This window comes from Breoghania sp. JC706, assembly GCF_037026715.1.
Taxonomy (GTDB): domain Bacteria; phylum Pseudomonadota; class Alphaproteobacteria; order Rhizobiales; family Stappiaceae; genus Breoghania.
Genome location: NZ_JBANCG010000012.1, coordinates 108,831 through 129,718 on the forward strand (window position 1 = coordinate 108,831; position 20,888 = coordinate 129,718).

A 20,888-nucleotide genomic window follows, 5' to 3' on the forward strand; every position below is an offset into this window, starting at 1 on the left:
CGCCTGATGTGAAAAAAGCAAGGCGGTTGCCACGTTTCAAGCGGCTATAGGACAGGCGACTGGCTGGCTCGGGCGACTGGCCGGTTCAGTCCTGCTCCTCCCCCCAGCTCTCGCGCTTGCGATAGAGCGTGGAGGGCGAAACCCCCAGCATGCGCGCCGCGCGCGGCAGCGATCCGTCGCAGGCCTCGATGGTCGCCTCGATGAAACGGCGCTCCATTTCCGCAAGCGTCAGCCCGACGACGAGGCCGACCGTACCTTCGCCCTGGCTGTATCCGCCCGCATCTGATGACAGGGCCGCCCCGTCTGTGGCCGCGGCCCGCGTCTCCGCGTTGCCGCTGCCCGTCCCCACGGCGATGGCGTCGGACGCTGCCTCGCCCCCGGTCTCGCCCCGGATCGGTGCCGGCAACATGTCCGCCGTCAGGAGATCGCCGTCGAAGGCATCCACGATGGCGTGAACGACGCTTTGCAGCTCGCGCACGTTGCCGGGCCAGGCGTAATCCGCGATGAACGCGCGCGCCTCGGGCGCAAGGCCACGAAAGCGCTTGCCCGCTTCCGCCGCCGCCTCGCGCAGCATGCGCGCGGCGATCTCCACCGCATCACCCTCGCGGTCGCGCAAGGGAGGCAGATGGATCGGCAGGATGTGCAGCCGGTAGAAAAGATCCTCGCGGAACCGTCCGGCCACCACTTCCTGCATCGGATCGCGGTCAGAAGCACAGATCACCCGCACGTCCACCGCACGCTCCCGTCCGCCGCCACAGGGCGTGATCAGACCGGTTTGCAGGAAATGCAGGAATTTCACCTGAAGCTCGGGATGGAGCGCACTGATATCGCGAACGAAAAGCGTCCCGCCATCGGCGCTGGCGGCCGCGCCGCACAGCCCGAAGGCGGTATCCGTGACCGCCTCAGGCGCATGACCGAAGATCTCCGCCTCCTGCCGGTCGGCCGGCAGGCTGGCGCAATCGAGGACGACGAACGGCGCCTGCGCACGCGGGCCGGCCTTGTGGATCGCTTCAGCGCAGACCTCCTTGCCGGTGCCCGGCTCGCCGGTGATGAACACCGTCGCGCGCGAGCGCGCCACGCTTTCCACCATCCGGTAGACAGACCGCATCACCACCGAGCGGCCGATGAAGCCGAAGTAGCCGGCCGGCCCCATGTCGGGGCTGAGATCCTCAACTGCGGCATGAAGGACGGCGCGCTCGCGCGCATTGTTCAGGGCCGTCACCAGCCTGAGGTCGTCGACCGGCTCGACCAGGAAATCGTAGGCGCCGCGCACCCGCGCGCCATCAACCACCCCGCCCGGCTTCAAGACCAGCACCGAGGTGTGCGACACGTTGCGTTCCGAAAGCGTCCGCATCAGCGTGGTACCGGGCATGTCGGCGAGATCTTCAGCTATGAGAAGCACGCGCCGGGCGTCACGCTCCATCAGCGCCAGCGCGGCCGCGCCGTCGGGCACCGCCTCTACCGCGATACCGGCGTCTCGCAACGCGTCCGTCCGTGTCCCCGGGGCGACGAGCCCGCCCACCACGAGAACGGGCGGCTTGCCGAATTCCACTTCACTCATTGTCGTCTCCCGGCCGTCCCGCCATGGCGTGCACCGACGCCCTTTGCGCCTCCTACGCGAATCCCATTTTGCAAAGCTTAAGACCGATGCCGAAATTGAAACTAATGCCAATATCGCGACGGTCCGCCCACAACCTTCGCACTTGCACACATTGTACCGTTACGTCATCGCAACCCATTGCCACGACATGACCATTCTTACGGTGCATTGCAAAAGAGTCGCGCTTGACCTGGCAGGCTCTTGGTCCCAAATTCGGGTCCAGACCGCACTTGAGAATTAATCTACTTAAAAAGAAGGAGCCCACACCCATGTTTGCCCAGAAGCTTCCCGACGTGACCTTTCACACGCGCGTGCGTGACGAGTCCGTTGAGGGGCCCAACCCGTTCCGCTGGGAAGACAAGACCACGGCCGACTATTTCGCCGGCAAGCGCGTCGTGCTCTTCTCCCTGCCCGGCGCCTTCACGCCGACCTGCTCCACCTACCAGCTTCCCGATTTCGAGAAGCTCTATCCGGAGTTCCAGGCCGAAGGCATCGACGAGATCTATTGCGTCGCCGTCAACGACGCCTTCGTGATGAACGCCTGGGCGAAGGCACAGGGCATCAAGAACGTGAAGGTGATCCCGGACGGTTCCGGCGAGTTCACCCGCAAGATGGGCATGCTGGTCAACAAGGACAACCTCGGCTTCGGCATGCGCTCCTGGCGCTATGCGGCCGTCGTCAATGACGGCAAGGTCGAGCAGTGGTTCGTGGAAGAAGGCTATTCCGACAACTGCGAGACGGACCCCTATGGCGTGTCCTCTCCGCAGAACATCCTGGAAAACCTGCGCCAGCCGAAGACGGAAGCGGCCTGATCGCGACTGCGCCGGCGCAAGCGGCAATCTCGAAACCCCGGGTCGAAAGGCCCGGGGTTTTCTCTTGTCCGGATGCCGTCGGTCAACGCCCCTTCCGCCCGGCGTCGCCCGTCACATGGCATCCAAGGCGAAATCCGACTAGGATCGCCAAATCCGACCGGGATCCACGGTCAAGGACCATTTCAGAAATCGTTTTCAGCGCGGGGCGTGCGCCGTTGCATGGCAAATGTGCTTTTCCTCAATGCCACTCCCTTCACGACGGCGCTGAACCTCAACGCCAACGATACCAACGCACAAGTCGGTGCGATGGCGCCGCCCGCGCCCTCCGTGACCCTGCCCGGCGCCGCTTATCCGATCTCCGCGAACAAGGGCCCCAACGTCTTCGGCGCCGGCACGGGCCCCGGCGGCGGGGAGAACATCCTCATCCGCATTTCCACCGGATCCAGCATGCCGCAGTTCTGGTACCTGAAGGCGCAGACCAGCGTCGCCCTTGACCTCTACTTCTATCTGTTCGGCGACAAGGTCTTCGGCGTGGACCAGACCGGCAGTTCCGCCGGCATTTCGACCCGCCAGGCAACCATAGAGGAACGCCAGCGGCTGACACGGCAGTTCGCCTCCGTGTTGACCGCACGGCAGTAAATACCGTAACGTAATCCACGAACCCAAGCGACGGCCCCGCGCGTGACGTCAGGAGCGCGCAAAGTCGGCAATTCGTGCGACGGCCTGAAGCCGCCAACGACGTTTCGGACAAGCGATTTTTCGTCGCCTCTTTCGAGGACTGCTTTTTAGACGTGCCGTTTTTGCCTGCGAATTTTCCAAACACCGATTTTCCGGGGAATGCCGATGAGTTCCACCCTTTCCATAATCAACTGGGCTCCGACGCAGATCACTCCGACCCTGAACGGCATGCAATTGCCCGCACTCAAGCCCTCCGATCCTCAGGATTTCTACTACCCCTACAATGTCGACGTCCGGCGGGTCACAGGTGCCCCGGGCAGTGGCGAATGGGGCGACGTCAACAACCTGCTCCTGCGCTCCACGGACAGCTCCACGACACAGATCTACAATTCACTCGCCGACCCGGCTTCCGCGAGCGCAAATATCGCGCTGCTGCTCTGGGTCTTTCCCGGGTTTTCCATGTTTTCGCAGATCGGGAATTGGCTCCAGACGGTGTATCCCGACACCGGCACAGCCTAGGGATGCCACGAGAACGATGACCGGCTCCGGCCTAATTAATACAGACCCCGAATACCCGATTTATTCATCTAATAACTTGCTGCAAAATGCAGATGATAAAATCAATAACCTTTAAAATCAGAAAACGGAGAGAATTTCAATGGGAAAAGCTTACTTCATCAATGCCACTCCGACCAACGTCAAGATCGTCCTGAATGGCGGAGATCAGCACGCGCTTGCGCCGATTTCGGTCAGCCCGACCGCTGACAGCGTGACCGGGACGTCCTGGGCGGCGGACATCAAGGCCAACAAGGCGCCGGACATCTTCGGCGCGAGCCAGCAAGCCTCGCCCGACAACGAGCTCCTGTTCAATTCCGAGCAGAGCGGCATCACCCGGCGCTACACGATTTCCTCGACCGTCTCCAACGTGCTCGATCTCTATTTCTTCATGTTCGAAGACACGATCATCGGCGAAGACAGCACCGGTTCCTCGAAGGGCATATCGATCTCGCCGCCCGTGTCGAGGGAAGGCTCGCTTTAGGCCGGTCGCCGGCAGGACCGGAGCGCTCGAGACGACAGGCAGGATCGGTCGGCGCGGTGCTGACGCCGTCGCGGCTCCCTTCCGGCCGGGTGGATCTGCCCGGCCGGAAAACGGGCAAGCCGTGTCGGACCACGTCCGCGACCGCGCCGCCGCTCACGCGGCCCTTCACGCGGCCCGTCACGCAGGGCGTCCCGACGCGCCCTGACCGAAGCCGGACCGCATATGGCCCAGTCAGATCGGTTCCAACCCGCGTGGGGTCCCCATGGGTCCCAAGGCTCTCATGGGTCTCAAGGCTCTCATGGGTCTCAAGGCTCTTGGGAACCAGTCGAAACCGGGACTGCCCTATCGAAGGCATTTCGTGCCGCCTCCGGGCCTCGCGCCGTCAAGCCCGCGCGAAGTCCGCCCGCGATCGCATCCGGGTGCGATTTTTTTTTCGAGGGCGGACGCCGGGTATTTGCAGATTGACCCGCCGTCGCAGGGGCAGGCCCCGGCGACCGAGCCCCCATCCGTCGTAGATGCCTGGCAGCATCTCGAACCGGCAGCTTGGGATTTGCGCCATGACCAACGCCTATTTTCTCAACGGCTGCGCGACCGATATCGATCTGGTCGTCAACAACGGCCCCAAGCATCCTCTCGACAAACTCGACCTGCAGACCCCGACGCGGAACCAGACGGTCCGACTCGGTCTGGCGGTCTCGCCGGCAGCCGATCAGATCGGCCTCGGCCTCAACGAGGTCCGGGTCACGGTGGACGGGGTCACGACGATCTACCGGGTCGAGCTCTCGTCTGCGGTGATCCTTAGCCTCGACGTGCAATTCCTGATCTTCGCCAATGCGCTGGAGGCCAAAAACACGATCGGGACCGACGGTTTCAAGATCACCGTCGTGAGCAAGCAGGAAAGCGAAGCGGCGCGCGTAGCGTCCGAGGCAGCTCCCCCCGCCCCCGCACCGGGCCGGCGGCCGCCCGCCATCGTTGCCGACGAGCAGGACATCAGCTTCACGAAATCGGGCGAAGACGACAAGGGCGCGGTCTATGCCGCATCGAACAATGACGCGGGGGCCGGATCGGGCGGGGACACCGTCGCCCTGACCTACTTCTACCTCTTTGCGACCGGAACGCCGCCGCCCGACACGCTGACGCTCGATGAGAGCTTCGCGGCGGCCGGCGCCTATGTCTTTTCCGACGAGGCCGTCGACGCCGGAATATTGCTCGATGAACTCGGCCGCGTGCTGTCCGACGCCGGCACCTTCTTCTCGCGGATCGCCTGGCGCATGGCTGCGAACGACTACACCGTTCTTGAGGGATCGAGCGCATCGGCGGTAAGCGCGGACATCGCGCTGCCGATCGGCAGCTGGCAGGTCTTCCTGCGGCGCAACACACGTCTGTCGCTGAATAACGGCGCTCCGGCAATCCGTTTCACCCCGGCGACGGCCGAGGACAGCATCGAGGTCCGCGTCGTCAGAAGCGGCCTGCCGCAGGCCGAGGGCACGAAGCCGGACGAGATCCTGCTGCCGCTCGTCGGCGCGCATCGCGGCGCTCTCACCTTCGCCTGGGACTGGAGCCACTACGCGCTCGAAACAGGCTTCGGCGGCAACCTGCGTCTGTTCTTCGGCAGCGCGCCGGAAACGGCCGGGATGGCGCAGTACCGGCTGTTCACGCCCGCCCCCGATCCCGGCCGGTTCGATACGCCCAACCTGTTCTTCAACACCTACGTCCAGCCGCTCGCGCCGCTCGACGACCGGCGCACGCGCCTGGCGCTCGACCTCAGCCAGCAGAACGCCCTGACCTCGACCTATGTCACCAGCACGACGAACGCGGCCGTGCGCCTGGTGCCCGCCGCCCAGCCCCTTGGCCAGAGCCTTACCGCAGGCTTCGGCTTTGCCCGCAATCCGGACAGCCAGTCCACCTCCCGCTATCTGTGTCCGGTGGGCGAATTCGAGGTGAGCGGGCTGGCGCTCGACCGCTCTCTTTCCGCCGCCGCCGCGCCCGCCGACCGGATCCAGATCCGGGGCGGGCTTTCGGGAACCGAATACGTGCTGGTCAAGCCGGGCGACCGGCTGAGCTTTGAAAGCGGGCGGCCGGCCTTCGCCCGCAACTACGATCCCGCCGGCGGAGGGCCGGCCACGCTCGACGACGCGCTGACGACGGCGTGGGTGCGCGCCGTGCGCGATCCGATGGCAGGCCCGGCGAACGGCGATGCGGCGGAAGAGCTGATCAACACCAGCTATTGCGCCCAATCCCCCGCCTCCACGTACTTCGGCAAGGATCTGTCGGGAACGGAGGATTACGATTTCCCCATCGCGGTCGGGGCGAGCCTGGTGCAGTTCGACGATGCCCCGCCCGCGTCCGCGCCGCCGGTTGAAGAGGAAATCTTCCCGATGATGCCCTATGGCGGCGTCTACTTCGCCGCCCCCGACGAGGGCATCCCCGATCCCAATCCGGATCTCTCCAGCCAGGATCTGGAAGCGATCGAACGGCAGGTGATCGCACGCAACAGGCGGGCGCGTCTTGCCCCCTATTTCGACATGAAATACGGGCCGATCTTTTTCGACACCTCCACCAACGCGGCCTTCGACGGCGGCTACGCGCGCACGCCGCTGGGGCTTCTGGCGAAGCTCAACCCCGTCACGGCGGGCGCGCCGCCGGCCGGCAGCATCCAGCGCCTGATACTGGCGCGCAGTCCCCAGATCCCCGAGCAGTTCGCGGCTCTCAACCCCAACGGAGACGGGGTGGTGAACCCCGTCTTCTCCAATGCCGTGCTTGACGAGAACCTGTTTCTGGTGGCCAGCGACGCACAGGCGCTCGCCCCCTTCGAGGACAAGATCAAGCTCGGCGATTTCACCTTCGATCTGGCTCTGGGGAACGCGCCCGACGAGGCCGTCGCGATCTTCAAGTTCGTACCCGGCGTGACGTTGAACAGCCTGATCGACGACACCGAAACCTGGACGGCGCTGACAGGAGAAGCGAGCGAGGACAGTGTCCAGGCGCGGCTGAAATCCTATATCGCCACCGCGCATGAGGGCGGGGAGATCTTTGCCCCCTTCCTGGCGCTGCTGGACGATCCGGACTGGAACGGCATCATCTTTTTCAACGCGCCTCTCGACTATCAGGCGCTGCCGCTCGACATCCAGATCCTGCTCGGCGGCATTTCGGGCAAGCTCTCCGCGCATCACTTCGGCATCACGATCAACCGCGTCGGCGATCTCTCGGCCAATCCCGAGATCGAGCGCAGTTCGCTGTTCTCCGTCATCCACTATCAGGAGGATTTCGTCGGGCCTGACGAGAACCCCTCCTTCAAATATCCCGACTTCCAGGTTCTCCTGCTGAACGTGCACTACGCCAACAGCAAGCTGGCGACCTTCGACAGCAAGATCGCCTTCTCCATCGACACGCTCTTCGGCTCCAAGGCAAAGCTGAAGGTCGCGCCCGATACCGACGACAAGGACAGCGGCACGATCGTCATCGACGGCGTCTACACGCTCTACGAGGACGGCACGGGGTCGCTGATCTTCTCCACGCAAGCCCCGCGCAGCTTCGTCTTCGATCCCGACGACAAGGGCACGGTCCTGACCGCCCAGAGCATCACCGACGCCACGCTGGTTCCGATCACCCGCACCCCGGGCAGCGGCGAATGCGTGACACTCGCGCTTTCCGGTTTCCGCATCGGCGGACTGCTGGCGTTTCGCGACGATATCGGCGGCGACATCTTTTCCTACGGCGAAGTCGCGGACGACATGCCCGTCAAGGGACTGGCGATCACCGGCTATTCGTTCGCCATGACAACCTGCATCCGCAAGGACAACACCGCGGCGCTGCAGGGCGCGATCCTCACCGACCTGAGCAGCCTGAAGGTCGACCAGTTGCTGAGCAAGGCCCGCGCGCAAAGCCTGGAGCGGACATTGCCCGGCAAGATCGTGGCGCTCGATGAGACGCCCGCCGGACTGAAGCCTGCGGCCATCGGCGAGTGGCAGGTCCGCATATCGGGAGCCTCCTTCAAGGGCGCGCCCGTTTACAGCCTCCAGTTCGACATTCCGCTCGGCCTGTTCGGCGCCCTGGCAGCGTTCAACACCAACCTCACCGCGACGCTCTTTATCGGCTGGAACCCGGCCGAGACGGACCCGGAAAAGAACGTCGGCGTCATCTTGCGGTTCCCGCCGGAAATCTCCGGCCCGAAGGGGTTCAATTTCGAAGGCATCCTGACGTCGTCATTTGAATACGTTCAGATCGACCGGCTGGCCCTGAGCGAGGAGACCGTCGTCTCGGTCCTGCGGATGGTGCATTACCAGGGCCAGCTTCTGAACCTGTTCTTCAACTACAATATCGGACCGAAGGATCTCGGCATTTTCGGCTTCCCCGGCGATCCCGGCGGCAGCAACTCGCTGTTCTTCGTCGGCAAATCGGCCGACACCAACTGGAACGGGCCGAAGGTCACCTTCGCGCTGGACGGTGCGCCGGTCGCCTTCCTGCTGCGGGCCTACGAGGTCAAGACGGACCCGACAAACCCCAATGTCATCAACGAGGTCTTCGACAAGCTCAACCCGTTTTCGGAAAAGACGGTCGCCGAATTCGTCAGCCTCATCAACGCCAACCGGTCGCTCTACAATTCCGATGCCGGCCTCGCCTTCGGCATCAAGTTCGCGTTCAAGAGCCTCGCGCTCACCGCCGTCCTGCACGACAACACCTTCTACGGCGCCCAGATCAAGCTGACGCCGGAGAAGAAGGACAAGCCCGACGACGACAAGCCGGACGGGGGCACCAAACCTCCGGCGGCGACGCCCTCGATCCGCGAGATCGTGGAGGCGGCGCCGCTCTCCCTCAGACTGCCGGCAACGGACGAGGACGGCGGCGACAAGGAGGACAAGGACAACGGCTTCCTGTCGAAGGTTCAGGACTTCACCTTTACGATCATCTATCGGAAGGTGAGCGACGAGGTCGGGGTCTTTTCCGCCGACATCTACCTCAATCTCGGCCAGATCAATGTCGGCGCCTTCCAGCTGTCCCTGCCCAACTTCTCCATTTCGATCTGGACGAACGGCGACTGGCGTTTCGCCATCGGCTGGCCATTCAACGGCGACAGCGCCACGCCCATAACGGTGCAGTTCCAGGCGGGCCCCGTTCCCGTCATCGCCAAGGCCGGCTTCTATCTCGCCAAGCTGAGCAGCGCCGCAGCCCCCGACCAGTTCGGCCCCGAATTCGGCCTGATCTGGAGCTTCGGCGTCGGGATCGCCGGCGGCGTCGGCAAGGAGTTCAAGGAAGGCCCGCTGAAGGCCGGCGCAAGCCTGATCCTGGGACTGACGGTCGAGGGCTTCCTCGCCTCCTTCGACGGCACCTTCACCTCCAATGGCGTCGACTACTGGTGGTGGGGCATCAGCCTCTCGCTCACCGGCAACGTGTTCGGCAAGGTCGATTTCGAGATCATCGCGGTGGAGGTCTCGCTGACCGTCACCATCACCGTGGCGTTCGCGATCGAGACCAAGCACAAGACGCCGCTGAAGCTCACCGCCGAGGTCAAGGCCAAGGCCTCGATCAAGATTGTCTTCGTCAAGATCTCGTTCTCGTTCCAGGTCACGCTCAACCTCATCAACACCGAATTCGGCAGCGGCTCAGCGACCGCGAAGCTCTCCGGTCCGACGCCCACCGCCGTCAGCATCGAAGCCTTTGAGCGGAATGCGGAGCTGACGCGGCGCGCGATGATCGCGCTCGGCGCGGCACCGGGCCGGCTGCGCACACCCGCGCCGCTGGCCACCCGCTCGCTCGCGGCAACGGCTGCGGCGCCCCTGCCGCTCCTCTTCGCGCTGCAGCCCACCTCCGTCTCGCAGGATGGCACGACCTGGGTTCCGCAAGGGGTTGCGACGCTGGTGATGGAGACCGGCGGCACCGGTTCGCCGTTCGGGCAGATGTGCGCCGGGCTGGCGCGCTGGCTGCTCAACAACCTGGGCAGCGGCGACAATTTCCATGAACGGCTGATTTCCACCTCCGTCGCCCTGGAGGAGGGCCAGTTCCAGACCCGCGTCGCCGAGGCCCTGTCGCAGAGCTTCATCTTCCAGATCGCCGGCGGTGCGCCCGGTGAGGACGGCCCGGCCTTCGTCACATTCCCGATGCCCGCGAGCCTTTCCGTGGTCTACGGCGACGCCGATCCCCGCATGAGCCTCGGGAGCCGTTTTCTGCCGCGCAACTACCGGGAGCTGGTCGCGCGCTATTTCGCGGGCGAAAGCGCGGCAAACCTTTCCGCGGAGCAAGGTGTCGGCGAGGAAACCATCATCGCGATGCTGTTCGACGAGTTCTTCGTCATGCTGGCCCAGCAACTGGTGCAGCAGATGGTGGAAACCGGCGCGCCGGATCTGGAAACGGCTCTTGCCGAGCTGAACATTTCCGATCTCGGCGGCTTCGTCTCGCGCTTCCTGATGGGCGGGCTCCGTCTGCCCGACCCGGCCGAGCCCGGCACGCTCCGCGCGCTCTACGTGCTGACCGGGCAGCAGTTTCCGCTGCAGCGAAACGAAGACGGCTGGCTGCTTTCCGCCGGCCTGTCGGCAACCGCCTCGACGCCGGACTGGATCGAGGTTGCCGCGGACACCACCTCCGCGCTCACCGCGGACATGGTGCATACGACCGGCCCCGCCGCAGCACCCTGGCAGGTGACCCAACTCGCCCCGCTGACCGTTGGCCCGCAGATCTACGCGATGAACAACATCACCAGCTGGAGCGATGCCTCCGGCACGTCGCAGATCATCAATTCCCTGCCCGAAGCGCTGCTTCAGGCGGTGCGCGAGGCCGCACCCGGCACGCTCTATCTCAGCCAGCATCTGGCCGGAGGCGAAAGCGACGCCGACCAGCAGGTGAATCTCGGCAAGCCCGGCGCCCCATGGGAAGCTTCTGCGGCGCTGGCGCTTCCGGTGCGGCTTGCCGCCATTCCCGATCCGCAAGGCGCGCCGGGCGCGATCCTGCCCGACGTCTATTCGCTGCTCGGCACCGACGAGGCCAACCGGGCATTGCTGCAAGCCCTGCTGGACGATGAGGCGGTCGATCTCGTGGCCGTCGATCTGGTGACCAGCGCCGAACGCGGCAACTGGGTGTCGACGCAGGTGCCCTCGGTTCTCGTGCGCGCGGATCTCTCCACGGCGAGTTCGCCCGCCGGCGCGGCGATCGAGGCGATGGCGGCTTCGGCGAACGGGCCGAACTACGCCAAACTCGCAGAAGGCGGGGCGGAACTGCGCGCGTTCCTGCGCCTTTTGTGGGAAGTCTCGGTCGTCCACAGCGCCGGTTTCTTCCTGCAGGTGGACGGGCTGGAGCCGGAGATCTTCGCCGAGGGTCCGGCCAACCTGATGGTGCTCGTGCGCTTCGGCGCCAGCAGCGGCACGATCGCCACCAAGCCCTACCAGAACGTTCTGGTCGGCCCGGCACCCGACGCGGGAAAGGCGATCTTCTCCACCCTTGCAAGCGACGCGCAAGGAACGCCGGTTCCCAGCTATTCCGCCACCTATGCGGGCGGCTCGGTCGGCTGGTCGATCTCCTGGCCGGACGCCCCCGTGGAAGCGGATGCCGCCGGCACCGACTTCCTGCGCGCGCTCTACCAGCTCGTCAGCTACAGGGTGACGGCGATCAACGGCATGCCGGCCACGCAGAACTGGAGCCGGCCGGTGACCGCGACAGATACCGGTGCGGACGGTGGCGGGCAGAGCATCTGGACCTACCAGAGCGTGTTCGCGACCGCCCCGCTGGTGGACGCGGAAAACCGCTATGCAGCGGTGGGAGACACGCTCACCGTCCAGTTGTCGGTTGAAGACGTATTCGGCAACACGCTGCCCACTCCCCTGTCGCCGACGGTCGAACTGGACGTGGTGTTCAATGACGACCTGCTCGGGCTCGGCAACTGGACCGGCACCGAGGCGAGCTATCTGGTGACCGGCGGCGAGCAGGCCCCGAACCTTGGCCTGAACCTGACCTTCGATCCCGGCATCATTCTTGACACCGATGGCAACAGCGATCCCGAGATCCTGAAAACTGTGACCGCGCTCTATGCGCAGGTCGCGGACCAGCTTGGCGAGGCCGGCGCTGCCGGACGCCGCGTCGCCGCACATCTGGACACCCACGACATCCTCGCATCCCGTGCGCTGGACACGACAATCGACGGCACCTCGCTCGTCGCCGGGCTGGAAGCCTATGTGACGGACGTGCTCGGCTGGCTTGCCGGCGGCGGAACCGGCACCCCGCCGGCGGGACACACCATCACCTTCGCCCTCACCAGGGACCAGCCCACCCGGTGGCCGGGGGACCTTCAGGAATTGCGGGTCGATCTGGTTCTGGAGCGCTCCGGCGTTCCCGACGAGATCGCCGCGCACGCGCCGCAGGTCCGCAGGTCCGCCGCTCCCGTCCAACCGGTGGAGGAGACAGCAGACGCGAGCGACGATCCCTCCGGCCTGACCACCTTTGCCGACAAGTTCGAGACCGCCTATTTCCCCTTCGACGGCAAGGCCGGAACGGTCAAGGTCGCCACCGGCACCAATTCCGACCTGACGAGCCTGCGGTTCGGCCAGCGCAGCATCTGGCTTCAGCGCTGGGGCAAGGATGCCGGCACCGAGGTCCGGATCCTCAACGACGAAGACAACGCGCCGGTGTTCTTCGCACCGCCCCCGCTGAGCACGCAGTTGATCACGCGGGAGGTGGCGGGCTTGCGCCGCTACACGAGCCCGAGCGAATTCGAGACTGTCGATGTCGTCTTCAACAACACCGACATGGATCTGTGGGCGGCGCGGTTCCTGCGGACGGTGGAGACGATCTTCTCACCGACGATGGCCCCCAATGTCGCCGACAACGCATCGCCCGCGGACGAGCTCTACGATCCCTTCGTCGCCTCCAAGGAGAGCCTCGCCGGAACGCTGTCCGAGAAGATCGACTATGTCTACGAGGAGCCGGAAGACACCGGAGATCCGGTTTCGGCGCGCGAGACGTGGCGCCAGGCGCTGCTGCGCTCGCTTGAAAACGACTACGGCTTTTCCACGCTCACCCAGCTTGCGGCGATGGTCCATCTGAACGGACCGATAGAACCCGGCGGCGACACGCGTTATCCGCCGCAGCTCTTCGGGGCGGTGCAGGTGCCGGGCGTTCCCCAGAACGACAAGCTGCCCTATGCGCTGACACCGGCCGTTCTGCCGCTCGTGGAGGGCAAGAACTGGCTGAACTTCCTGACATCCGCGCAGGATCCGGAAGCGCAGCGCGCCTTCACGCTGGATCTCAACTACGAGGTCAACCAGATGGAGCATCTGCGCGACGGCTCCGCCTCCGATCGCGGCTACGTGCCGTCCAACTGGCTGACTTTCGTGCTGCAACAGAACCCGGCGCCGTTGCCGCAGGGCCAGGACAACACCCTGACCCAGCCGATCGGCACCACGCGCATCCCGATCCCGCTGCGCACCTATCCGCCCCTGCCCAAGCTACAGACGGTGAAGGCGCGGCAGGCCGACGATATCTCCGTCATCGCCGATGCGCTGACCTGGACGGCGGCGGTGACGGTGGAACGCTCGCGCGCCGATCAGGACACGCTCAACCTTTCCCTGAGTTTCAACGAACCGCTTGAGGAAGGCGGATCGGACATGCTCTTGGAGAGCATCGCGGACGCCGGGCGCGAGCCGCCCACGGACCTGTTCGCGGCACTCGCCCGCTTCGTGACCGAATACCCGCAATTGCAGCCGTTCATCGATGACCTCGGCCGTCAGGGACCGCCGGCTTCGGTGGAAGCGGTCAAGGCCTTCAGCCGGATCATCGGCGACGCCGCAGCGCTGTGGCCCGCATGGAGCCAGCCGAAGGCCGCGAACGGCGGTATCGAGGCCGTACGCCGGCTGACGCGTTCCGCCGGGGATGGGCCGGTGGCACGCGAGGTGTGGAATTTCGAGATCCAGAATCAGGAAGGGTCCGAGACCCACAATCTGCAGGTGCGGGCGAGCTGGTCGCGCAGCGACGGGCTGCCGCCTTGGCCGGACATCGCCGGCTATGCGCGTGTTTCCGTGGACGGCGACACCGCAATCTACAAACCCGAAGACGGGGCGCCGCATGTGGAGGTCGCGGCCAGCTGGAGCGGCCTCTTCGTGCTCGACTATCAGAGCATGCGGCCAAGCGCCTATACGACGCGCAACCAGAACCTCGCGGTGCCGCCGGCAAGCACCAATCCGGATTTCGTTTACCGGACCGAGACGATCACCTGGCCGACCCCCGTGGTGCCGCTGATCACGGCCGCAAAGCCGATCGTGCTCGGGCCGCCGGATACGCCCGACACCTCGGCTGAAGCCGCGATCCAGTCCATGCTGACGCAGCTGGATACGGCGCCGGCCGGCAGCATCCGCAACGGCTCCGGCAACGTTCTGGAATACGAAAGTCCGATCGACTACCGCTACGAGGTCATCGCCAATGCTGACAGCAGCGCCGTCACGAACCTGCCGGTGCTGCTCGTCACCGATACTGTGCCTGTCGGCGACGAGCAGACCGCGGCCGCCAGGATCGCCGCAAATCTCCGGACATGGCGCGAAAAAACCGGAGCATCGTCGAAGAGCAGCAGCCTGATGTTCCGCCTGACGGTCTTTGCGACGACGATCGCGCAATCGGAAGACCGCCTGCCGCTGGTGCAATTCCAGGGACTGGTTATCCCGGCCAAGAACGACCCGGCCTGGTGGTGAGGGCGCAGAGACGCGCGCCCTCGCCTCGCGCCGCACCTGAGCCGCCGATCTCGTGTGACATCAGGTCGTTCAGGAGCCCTTGAAGCCCAGCGCCTTCGATATGGTGGCCGCCGTTTTCCGCACGGCATCCGCATAGGCCACCGCTTCCTCGGCGGGGGTCGCGCTTGTCAACGTGGAGATCGAAATGGCCGCGACGACCTCCCCGGTGTGATCGAAGACCGGCGCGCCGACACAGCGAACGCCCAACGCATGTTCCTCGTCGTCGTAGGCCACGCCCTCTTGCGCCACCCGGTCCAGCTCCGCGACGAACGCCTCCATGCTGTCGATGGTGCGGGCGGTATGCTTCTCGAAAGCATAGTCCTTCAGAAGCTCCGCCACCTTCTTGCGATCCATCCTGGAGAGCAGCGACTTGCCAATGGCAGTGCAGTGGATGGGCAGTTGCCGCCCGATGCGCGAATAGGCGATCAGCATGCCCGGCCCCTCGACCTTGTCGATATAGACGCCGTGGCAGCCTTCCAGAATGCCGAGATGCGCGGTCTGGCCGGTCTCGCGCGACAATTCGACGAGCGCCGGGTTCGCGCGCTTGCGCATGTCGATGGAGCTGACCACCAGCGATCCCCGCTCGATGAGCTTGAGACCGAGGCAATAACGCCCGTTCTCCGCGTTCTGGTCGATATAGCCGGCCGCCTGCAACGTCTTCAGCAGCGAATGCAGCGTGCTCTTGTGCAGACCGGTCGCGATGCTGATTTCGGAGATCCTCAGCTCGGTCTTGTGTTCATCGAACAGTTCGAGAATTTGCAGCGCCCGCTGCACGGATTGGATGATCGGCATGGCTTGTTTTCGGGTTCCAGACCGGCCGGCTTTTTATCGAGCGGGCGATCTGCATTGGTTGACGAGTGTTCAAGGTCTTTTCCGGCCACACGCGCGATCGGCATGTGCCCGCGTGCGGCCGAGACGAAAAAACGGATCTGGCGAATAGGGGGCGTCCGACCGGACAGGCCGGCGCGAAGCGGAACGTCCCGCCGATCATAGCCCGCTCGCTCGCACCGGTTCAATTTCCCTGTCCCGCCCATGGGTATGTCCCCCTGGCACACACGACGCATGAACGAGCGATTGATCGCGCGCAACCCCCCGGGCTCCTGAGCCCCGTTTCCTGCGCCCCTTGCGGCTTTTTCCGTGCCGGTCCGGCCGCGCCTGACCTCCAATTTTCCCAACTCACACTCCGTTGCCGCATTGCCAGTCCTTCCGCCGCGACAAACTGCCCGGCACGCAGGACTCGACGCAAGGCTCGCAACATGATCTATAATATAGTCAGTCGTTTTACAATATAGAACGATCGGACAACAAGGCACCTCCGCCTCGCGGCATTCACACATGGGCGACACCCTCGGAGAGAAAATGGCAGACAGCATGAAGTTCGCGGGCATCATTCCGCCCGTCTCAACCCTGTTCACCGCGGATGGAGCAATCGACCGGGCCGGCATGCAGGCGCTGATCGACATGCTCATCGGGCAAGGCGTCAACGGGCTGTTCTTCCTGGGCACGGGCGGAGAGTTCTCCCAAATGACCGAGGCCGAGCGCCGAGACTTCGCCGCATTCGCCGTCGAGGCGGTGGATCACCGGGTGCCGGTTCTCATCGGCACCGGCCACACCAACATGCGCGCGGCCATCGCGCTCAGCCGGCATGCGGAGGAAGTGGGCGCCGATGCGGTCGTCGCCATCAACCCCTATTACTGGAAGATCACCGAGGCGAACCTGCGCGGCTATTTCGGCCAGATCGCGGACGCCGTTTCCATTCCGGTGCTGATCTACAACTTCCCCGACCTCACCGGCCAGAACCTGACGCCCGAGTTCATCAAGTCGCTCGTCGACGTCCACCCCAACATCGTCGGCGTCAAGGACACAATCGATTCGGTCGGCCACCTGCGCGGCATGATCCACGTGATCAAGGGCGCCCACCCGGACTTCTCCGTCTTCTGCGGCTACGACGATCACCTGGTGAACACCCTGCTCCTGGGCGGCGACGGTGCGATCACCGCCAGCGTCAACTTCGCGCCGCAGCTCTCCGTCGGCATCTACAAGGCCTTCCGCGAGGGCGATCTCGCAACGATGACGCAGCTCAACCGCGAGCTGCTCAAGCTGCCGCTCATCTACACCCTGGACAGCCCCTTCGTGAACGCCGTGAAGGAGGCGATGCGCCAGACCGGGCAGGACATCTCCACATGGTGCCTGCCGCCCACCAGCCCCCTTTCCGATCCAAAGAAGGAGCAAGTCAAAGCGATCCTTGAAAGCGCGGGCCTGATCTGACCTGCCGGCGGGGAGGCCCGCCGCTTCAACAAATACCTGAAGAGAGGAGGTTAGAGATGTCACTGGACACTCTCTACGATGATACGCGTGCCGATATCTACGATGTGGTGACCAATGCCGCGGGGCCCGAGGGGGTTCTCCCGCTCACCCCCGACATCCTCGTCAACCGCCCCTCCGGCGACATATTCGGCATGACGCTGAATGCCGGCATGGGATGGGATCCGGCCCAGCTCTTGCGCAAGGAACTCATGCTGATCGGGACCACGGGAGGTATCCGACAGCCAGACGGCAAGCCGCTCGCGCTGGGCTTGCACACCGGACACTACGAGATCGAGGCCCTGATGGCCGAGGCCGCCAAGGTTGCCGCCGAATGCGACCGGCTCCCCTACGCCTCCTTCGTCTCCGATCCGTGCGACGGCCGCACGCAGGGCACCGAGGGCATGTTCGACAGCCTGCCCTACCGCAACGATGCCGCCATCGTCTTCCGCCGCCTCCTCCGCTCCCTGCCGAACTGCACCGCCATCGTCGGCGTCGCGACCTGCGACAAGGGGCTTCCGGGCCTGATGATGGCGCTTGCGTCCATGCACGACCGCTCCACCATCATCGTCCCCGGCGGCGCGACGCTGCCGCCGACGAAGGGCGACGATGCCGGCAAGGTGCAGACCATCGGCGCACGTTTCGCCGCTGGCGAGCTGTCGCTGGAGGAAGCCTCCTGGCTCGGCTGCAAGGCGTGTGCCTCGGCCGGCGGCGGCTGCCAGTTCCTGGGAACGGCCGGCACCTCCCAGGTGGTGGCCGAGGGACTGGGCCTCGCCCTGCCCCACTCCGCGCTCTCGCCCTCCGGCGAAGCGGTGTGGTACGAGGTCGCCCGCGCCTCCACCCGTGCGGCGATCGCGCTCGATGAAAAGGGTATCACCACCAAGGATATCCTGACCGACAAGGCCATCGAGAACGCCATGGTGGTCCACGCCGCCTTCGGCGGTTCGACCAATCTCCTCCTTCACCTGCCCGCCATCGCCCATGCCGCCGGCTGCACCATGCCGGACGTGAACGAATGGACGCGGGTGAACCGGCTGGTGCCGCGTCTGGTGTCGGTCATCCCCAACGGCCCGGTCTATCATCCGACCGTGCGTGCCTTCATGGCCGGCGGCGTGCCGGAAGTGATGCTGCACCTTCGCAAGCTCGGCCTGCTCAACGAGGACGTGCTGACTGTCACGGGCGCGACGCTCAAGGAAAACCTCGACTGGTGGGAGACCTCGGAGCGCCGCGCGAAGTTCCGCAATCTCCTGGTGAAGCTCGACAACGTGGAACCCGACGACGTCATCATGTCGCCGGAACTGGCCGCAAAGCGCGGTCTCACCTCCACCATTACCTTCCCGCTCGGCAACATCGCGCCGGAAGGCTCGGTCATCAAATCGACCGCCATCGATGCCTCAAAGATCGATGAGAACGGCATCTACCATCACAAGGCCAAGGCGAAGGTCTTTGCCGCCGAATCGACGGCGATCAAGGCCATCAAGTCCGGCGGCATCGAGGCCGGGGACATCATGGTGGTGATGGGCGGCGGCCCCTCGGGCACCGGCATGGAGGAAACCTACCAGCTGACCTCCTCGCTCAAGCACGTCTCCTGGGGCAAGCACGTCTCGCTGGTCACCGACGCCCGGTTCTCCGGCGTCTCCACCGGCGCCTGCATCGGCCATGTCGGACCGGAAGCGCTTGCCGGCGGCCCGATCGGCAAGCTCCGGGACGGCGACATCATCGAGATCGTCGTCGACTGCCGCAAGCTGGAAGGCTCGGTCAACTTCCTCGGCACCGAAGGCAACGAGGTCTCGGCGGACGAAGGTGCCCGGATCCTCGCCGCCCGCGAAACCCATCCCGAACTCGCGCCGGCACCCAAGCTGCCGGACGACACCCGTCTGTGGGCCGCACTTCAGGCCGCTTCGGGGGGAACCTGGCGCGGCTGTGTCTATGACGCGGACCGCATCGTGAAGACGCTTCAGGCCGGCATGAAAGCCCTGCAGGAAGCGCAGTAGAGCTGGGCGGGCGGCGCGCGACGCCGCCCGCGCCCCACGGCATATCGCGGGCGACCCGACAGACGACGGGCCGCCGGCTCCAGGCAACTCAAATGCACCGTCTCCCTGGTTGAGGAATTGGCTTGCTCGCAAGAGCGGCAACGGGAGAGGTGCGCCCGCCCGGCAGCTGAAAACGGGCGGGGAAATCGAGGAGAGTTTTCATGCCACTCTTTATCGTCGCAATCGGCATCGCAGTGCTCCTGCTGCTGATCATGCGCCTGAAGCTGAACACCTTCGTGGCCCTCATGCTGGTCTCCTTCGGCGTCGCCGTCGCGCTCGGCGTCCCGCTGGAGGGCGTGGTCAAGGCCATCGAGAAGGGGCTGGGCGGCACGCTCGGCCATATCGCACTGATCTTCGGCATCGGAGCCATGCTGGGACGGCTCCTTGCCGATGCCGGCGGCGCGCACCGCATCGCCCTGACGCTGATCGAAAGGTTCGGCGAGAAACGCGTTGAATGGGCGGTCATCGTCGCCTCCTTCATCGTCGGCGTCGCCCTCTTCTTCGAGGTCGGCCTCGTGCTGCTGATCCCGCTCGTCTACACGATGGCCAAGGAGATGAAGATCTCCCTGCTGCGGCTCGGCGTGCCGATGGTCGCAGCCCTGCTGGCGACCCACTGCTTCCTGCCGCCGCACCCCGGCCCGACCGTCATCGCCGGCGAATACGGCGCCGACATCGGCAAGGTGCTGCTCTACGGCATCATTATCGCCATCCCGACCGTGATCGTCTGCGGCCCTCTGTTCAACCGCCTGGCCATGCGCCTGATCCCGGACGCCTATGCCAAGCTCGAACTGCCGGAAGGCGCGAGCGCCTCCACCGACTTCAGGCTCGAAGACACCCCCGGCTTCGGCATCTCCGTGCTGACCGCCATGCTGCCGGTCATCCTCATGGCCGCCTCCACCATCGTCACCATCGCCCACGGCGCCCCCGACGACAGCCTGTTCTTCACCATCGTCGACGTCATCGGCGACGCCTCCGTCGCCATGGTCATCTCGCTGATCTTCGCCTTCTTCACCATGGGCCTGAACCGCGGCATCCCGGTCGAGAAGGTCATGGGATCCTGCGCCTCGGCCGCGAACCACATCGGCATGATGCTGCTGATCATCGGCGGCGGCGGCGCCTTCAAGCAGGTGCTGATCGTCGGCGGCGTGGGCGACTATATCGCCCAGCTGTTTGAGGGAAGCCATGCCTCGCCGGTTCTGTTCGCCTGGGTCGTGGCGGCCATCCTGCGCATCTCGCTGGGCTCCGCCACCGTCGCGGCGATCTCCACCGCCGGCCTCGTCATCCCGGTTCTGGCGCAGACCCCGGCGGATCTCGCACTCGTCACGCTGGCGACCGGCGCCGGCAGCGCGATCTGCTCGCACGTCAACGATGCCGGCTTCTGGATGTACAAGGAATTCTTCGGCCTCTCGATGAAGGAAACCTTCGCGACCTGGACGCTGATGTCCACGTTCGTCTCGGTGATGGGCCTCCTCATCATCCTGCTGATCGACGCCTTCATCCTGATCTGACCGCCCGGCGCGCCCCTCCGGTGCGCCCCTGAACCCGAAGGCGGCCGGGCCCTTTGTCCGGCCGCCTCCCGCAGGCGCCTCCCCCTGCCTTGCGAGGCGCCCGCCTCACTCTCCCAACACAAGGACACGATCATGAACGTACATGCCCAGACTTCCGGCCACCTTGCTGATCCGTGGGAGGGGTTCAGCACGGGTGCGTGGCGGGAGG

The 20,888-nt window shown here is 65.1% G+C and carries 10 protein-coding genes; 8 read left to right on the forward strand and 2 right to left on the reverse strand.

Annotated features, from left to right (window positions below; all coding sequences use genetic code 11):
• Positions 1 to 85: 85 nt before the first annotated feature.
• On the reverse strand, positions 86 to 1,561 hold the full coding sequence (locus V2L18_RS21215; protein WP_336180346.1) for a sigma-54 dependent transcriptional regulator: 1,476 nt from the start codon (positions 1,559 to 1,561) through the stop codon (positions 86 to 88).
• Between the two features lie 308 nt (positions 1,562 to 1,869).
• On the opposite strand from V2L18_RS21215, the gene V2L18_RS21220 reads away from it, so the two are divergent.
• From V2L18_RS21220 to V2L18_RS21240, 5 genes are all read left to right on the forward strand, one after another.
• Complete coding sequence (locus tag V2L18_RS21220; protein ID WP_336180347.1) at positions 1,870 to 2,412, forward strand: peroxiredoxin; 543 nt, start codon at positions 1,870 to 1,872, stop codon at positions 2,410 to 2,412.
• A 219-nt stretch (positions 2,413 to 2,631) separates the two neighbouring features.
• Positions 2,632 to 3,051 carry a hypothetical protein gene (locus V2L18_RS21225; protein WP_336180348.1) on the forward strand — a complete coding sequence of 140 codons (420 nt, stop codon included), beginning with the start codon at positions 2,632 to 2,634 and terminating at the stop codon, positions 3,049 to 3,051.
• 204 nt (positions 3,052 to 3,255) lie between these two features.
• Positions 3,256 to 3,609, forward strand: coding sequence for a hypothetical protein (locus V2L18_RS21230; RefSeq protein WP_336180349.1), 354 nt, complete (start codon positions 3,256 to 3,258; stop codon positions 3,607 to 3,609).
• A 139-nt stretch (positions 3,610 to 3,748) separates the two neighbouring features.
• Positions 3,749 to 4,129, forward strand: a complete 381-nt coding sequence (locus V2L18_RS21235) for a hypothetical protein (protein ID WP_336180350.1) — start codon at positions 3,749 to 3,751, stop codon at positions 4,127 to 4,129.
• 557 nt (positions 4,130 to 4,686) lie between these two features.
• Complete coding sequence (locus tag V2L18_RS21240) at positions 4,687 to 14,796, forward strand: hypothetical protein (RefSeq protein WP_336180351.1); 10,110 nt, start codon at positions 4,687 to 4,689, stop codon at positions 14,794 to 14,796.
• 69 nt (positions 14,797 to 14,865) lie between these two features.
• Here V2L18_RS21240 and V2L18_RS21245 read toward each other — a convergent pair whose 3' ends face one another.
• Positions 14,866 to 15,627: an IclR family transcriptional regulator gene (locus V2L18_RS21245; RefSeq protein WP_336180352.1), complete on the reverse strand. Its 762-nt coding sequence runs from the start codon at positions 15,625 to 15,627 to the stop codon at positions 14,866 to 14,868.
• Between the two features lie 567 nt (positions 15,628 to 16,194).
• Here V2L18_RS21245 and V2L18_RS21250 point away from each other — a divergent pair.
• From V2L18_RS21250 to V2L18_RS21260, 3 genes are all read left to right on the forward strand, one after another.
• A complete protein-coding gene (locus V2L18_RS21250; protein ID WP_336180353.1) occupies positions 16,195 to 17,103 on the forward strand; it encodes a dihydrodipicolinate synthase family protein in 909 nt (302 codons plus the stop codon).
• Positions 17,104 to 17,159: 56 nt separating this feature from the next.
• Positions 17,160 to 19,133, forward strand: coding sequence for a YjhG/YagF family D-xylonate dehydratase (locus V2L18_RS21255; protein ID WP_336180354.1), 1,974 nt, complete (start codon positions 17,160 to 17,162; stop codon positions 19,131 to 19,133).
• A gap of 200 nt (positions 19,134 to 19,333) precedes the next feature.
• Entirely contained in the window at positions 19,334 to 20,680 is a 1,347-nt protein-coding gene (locus tag V2L18_RS21260; protein WP_336180355.1) for a gluconate:H+ symporter, read from the forward strand.
• Positions 20,681 to 20,888 lie beyond the last annotated feature (208 nt).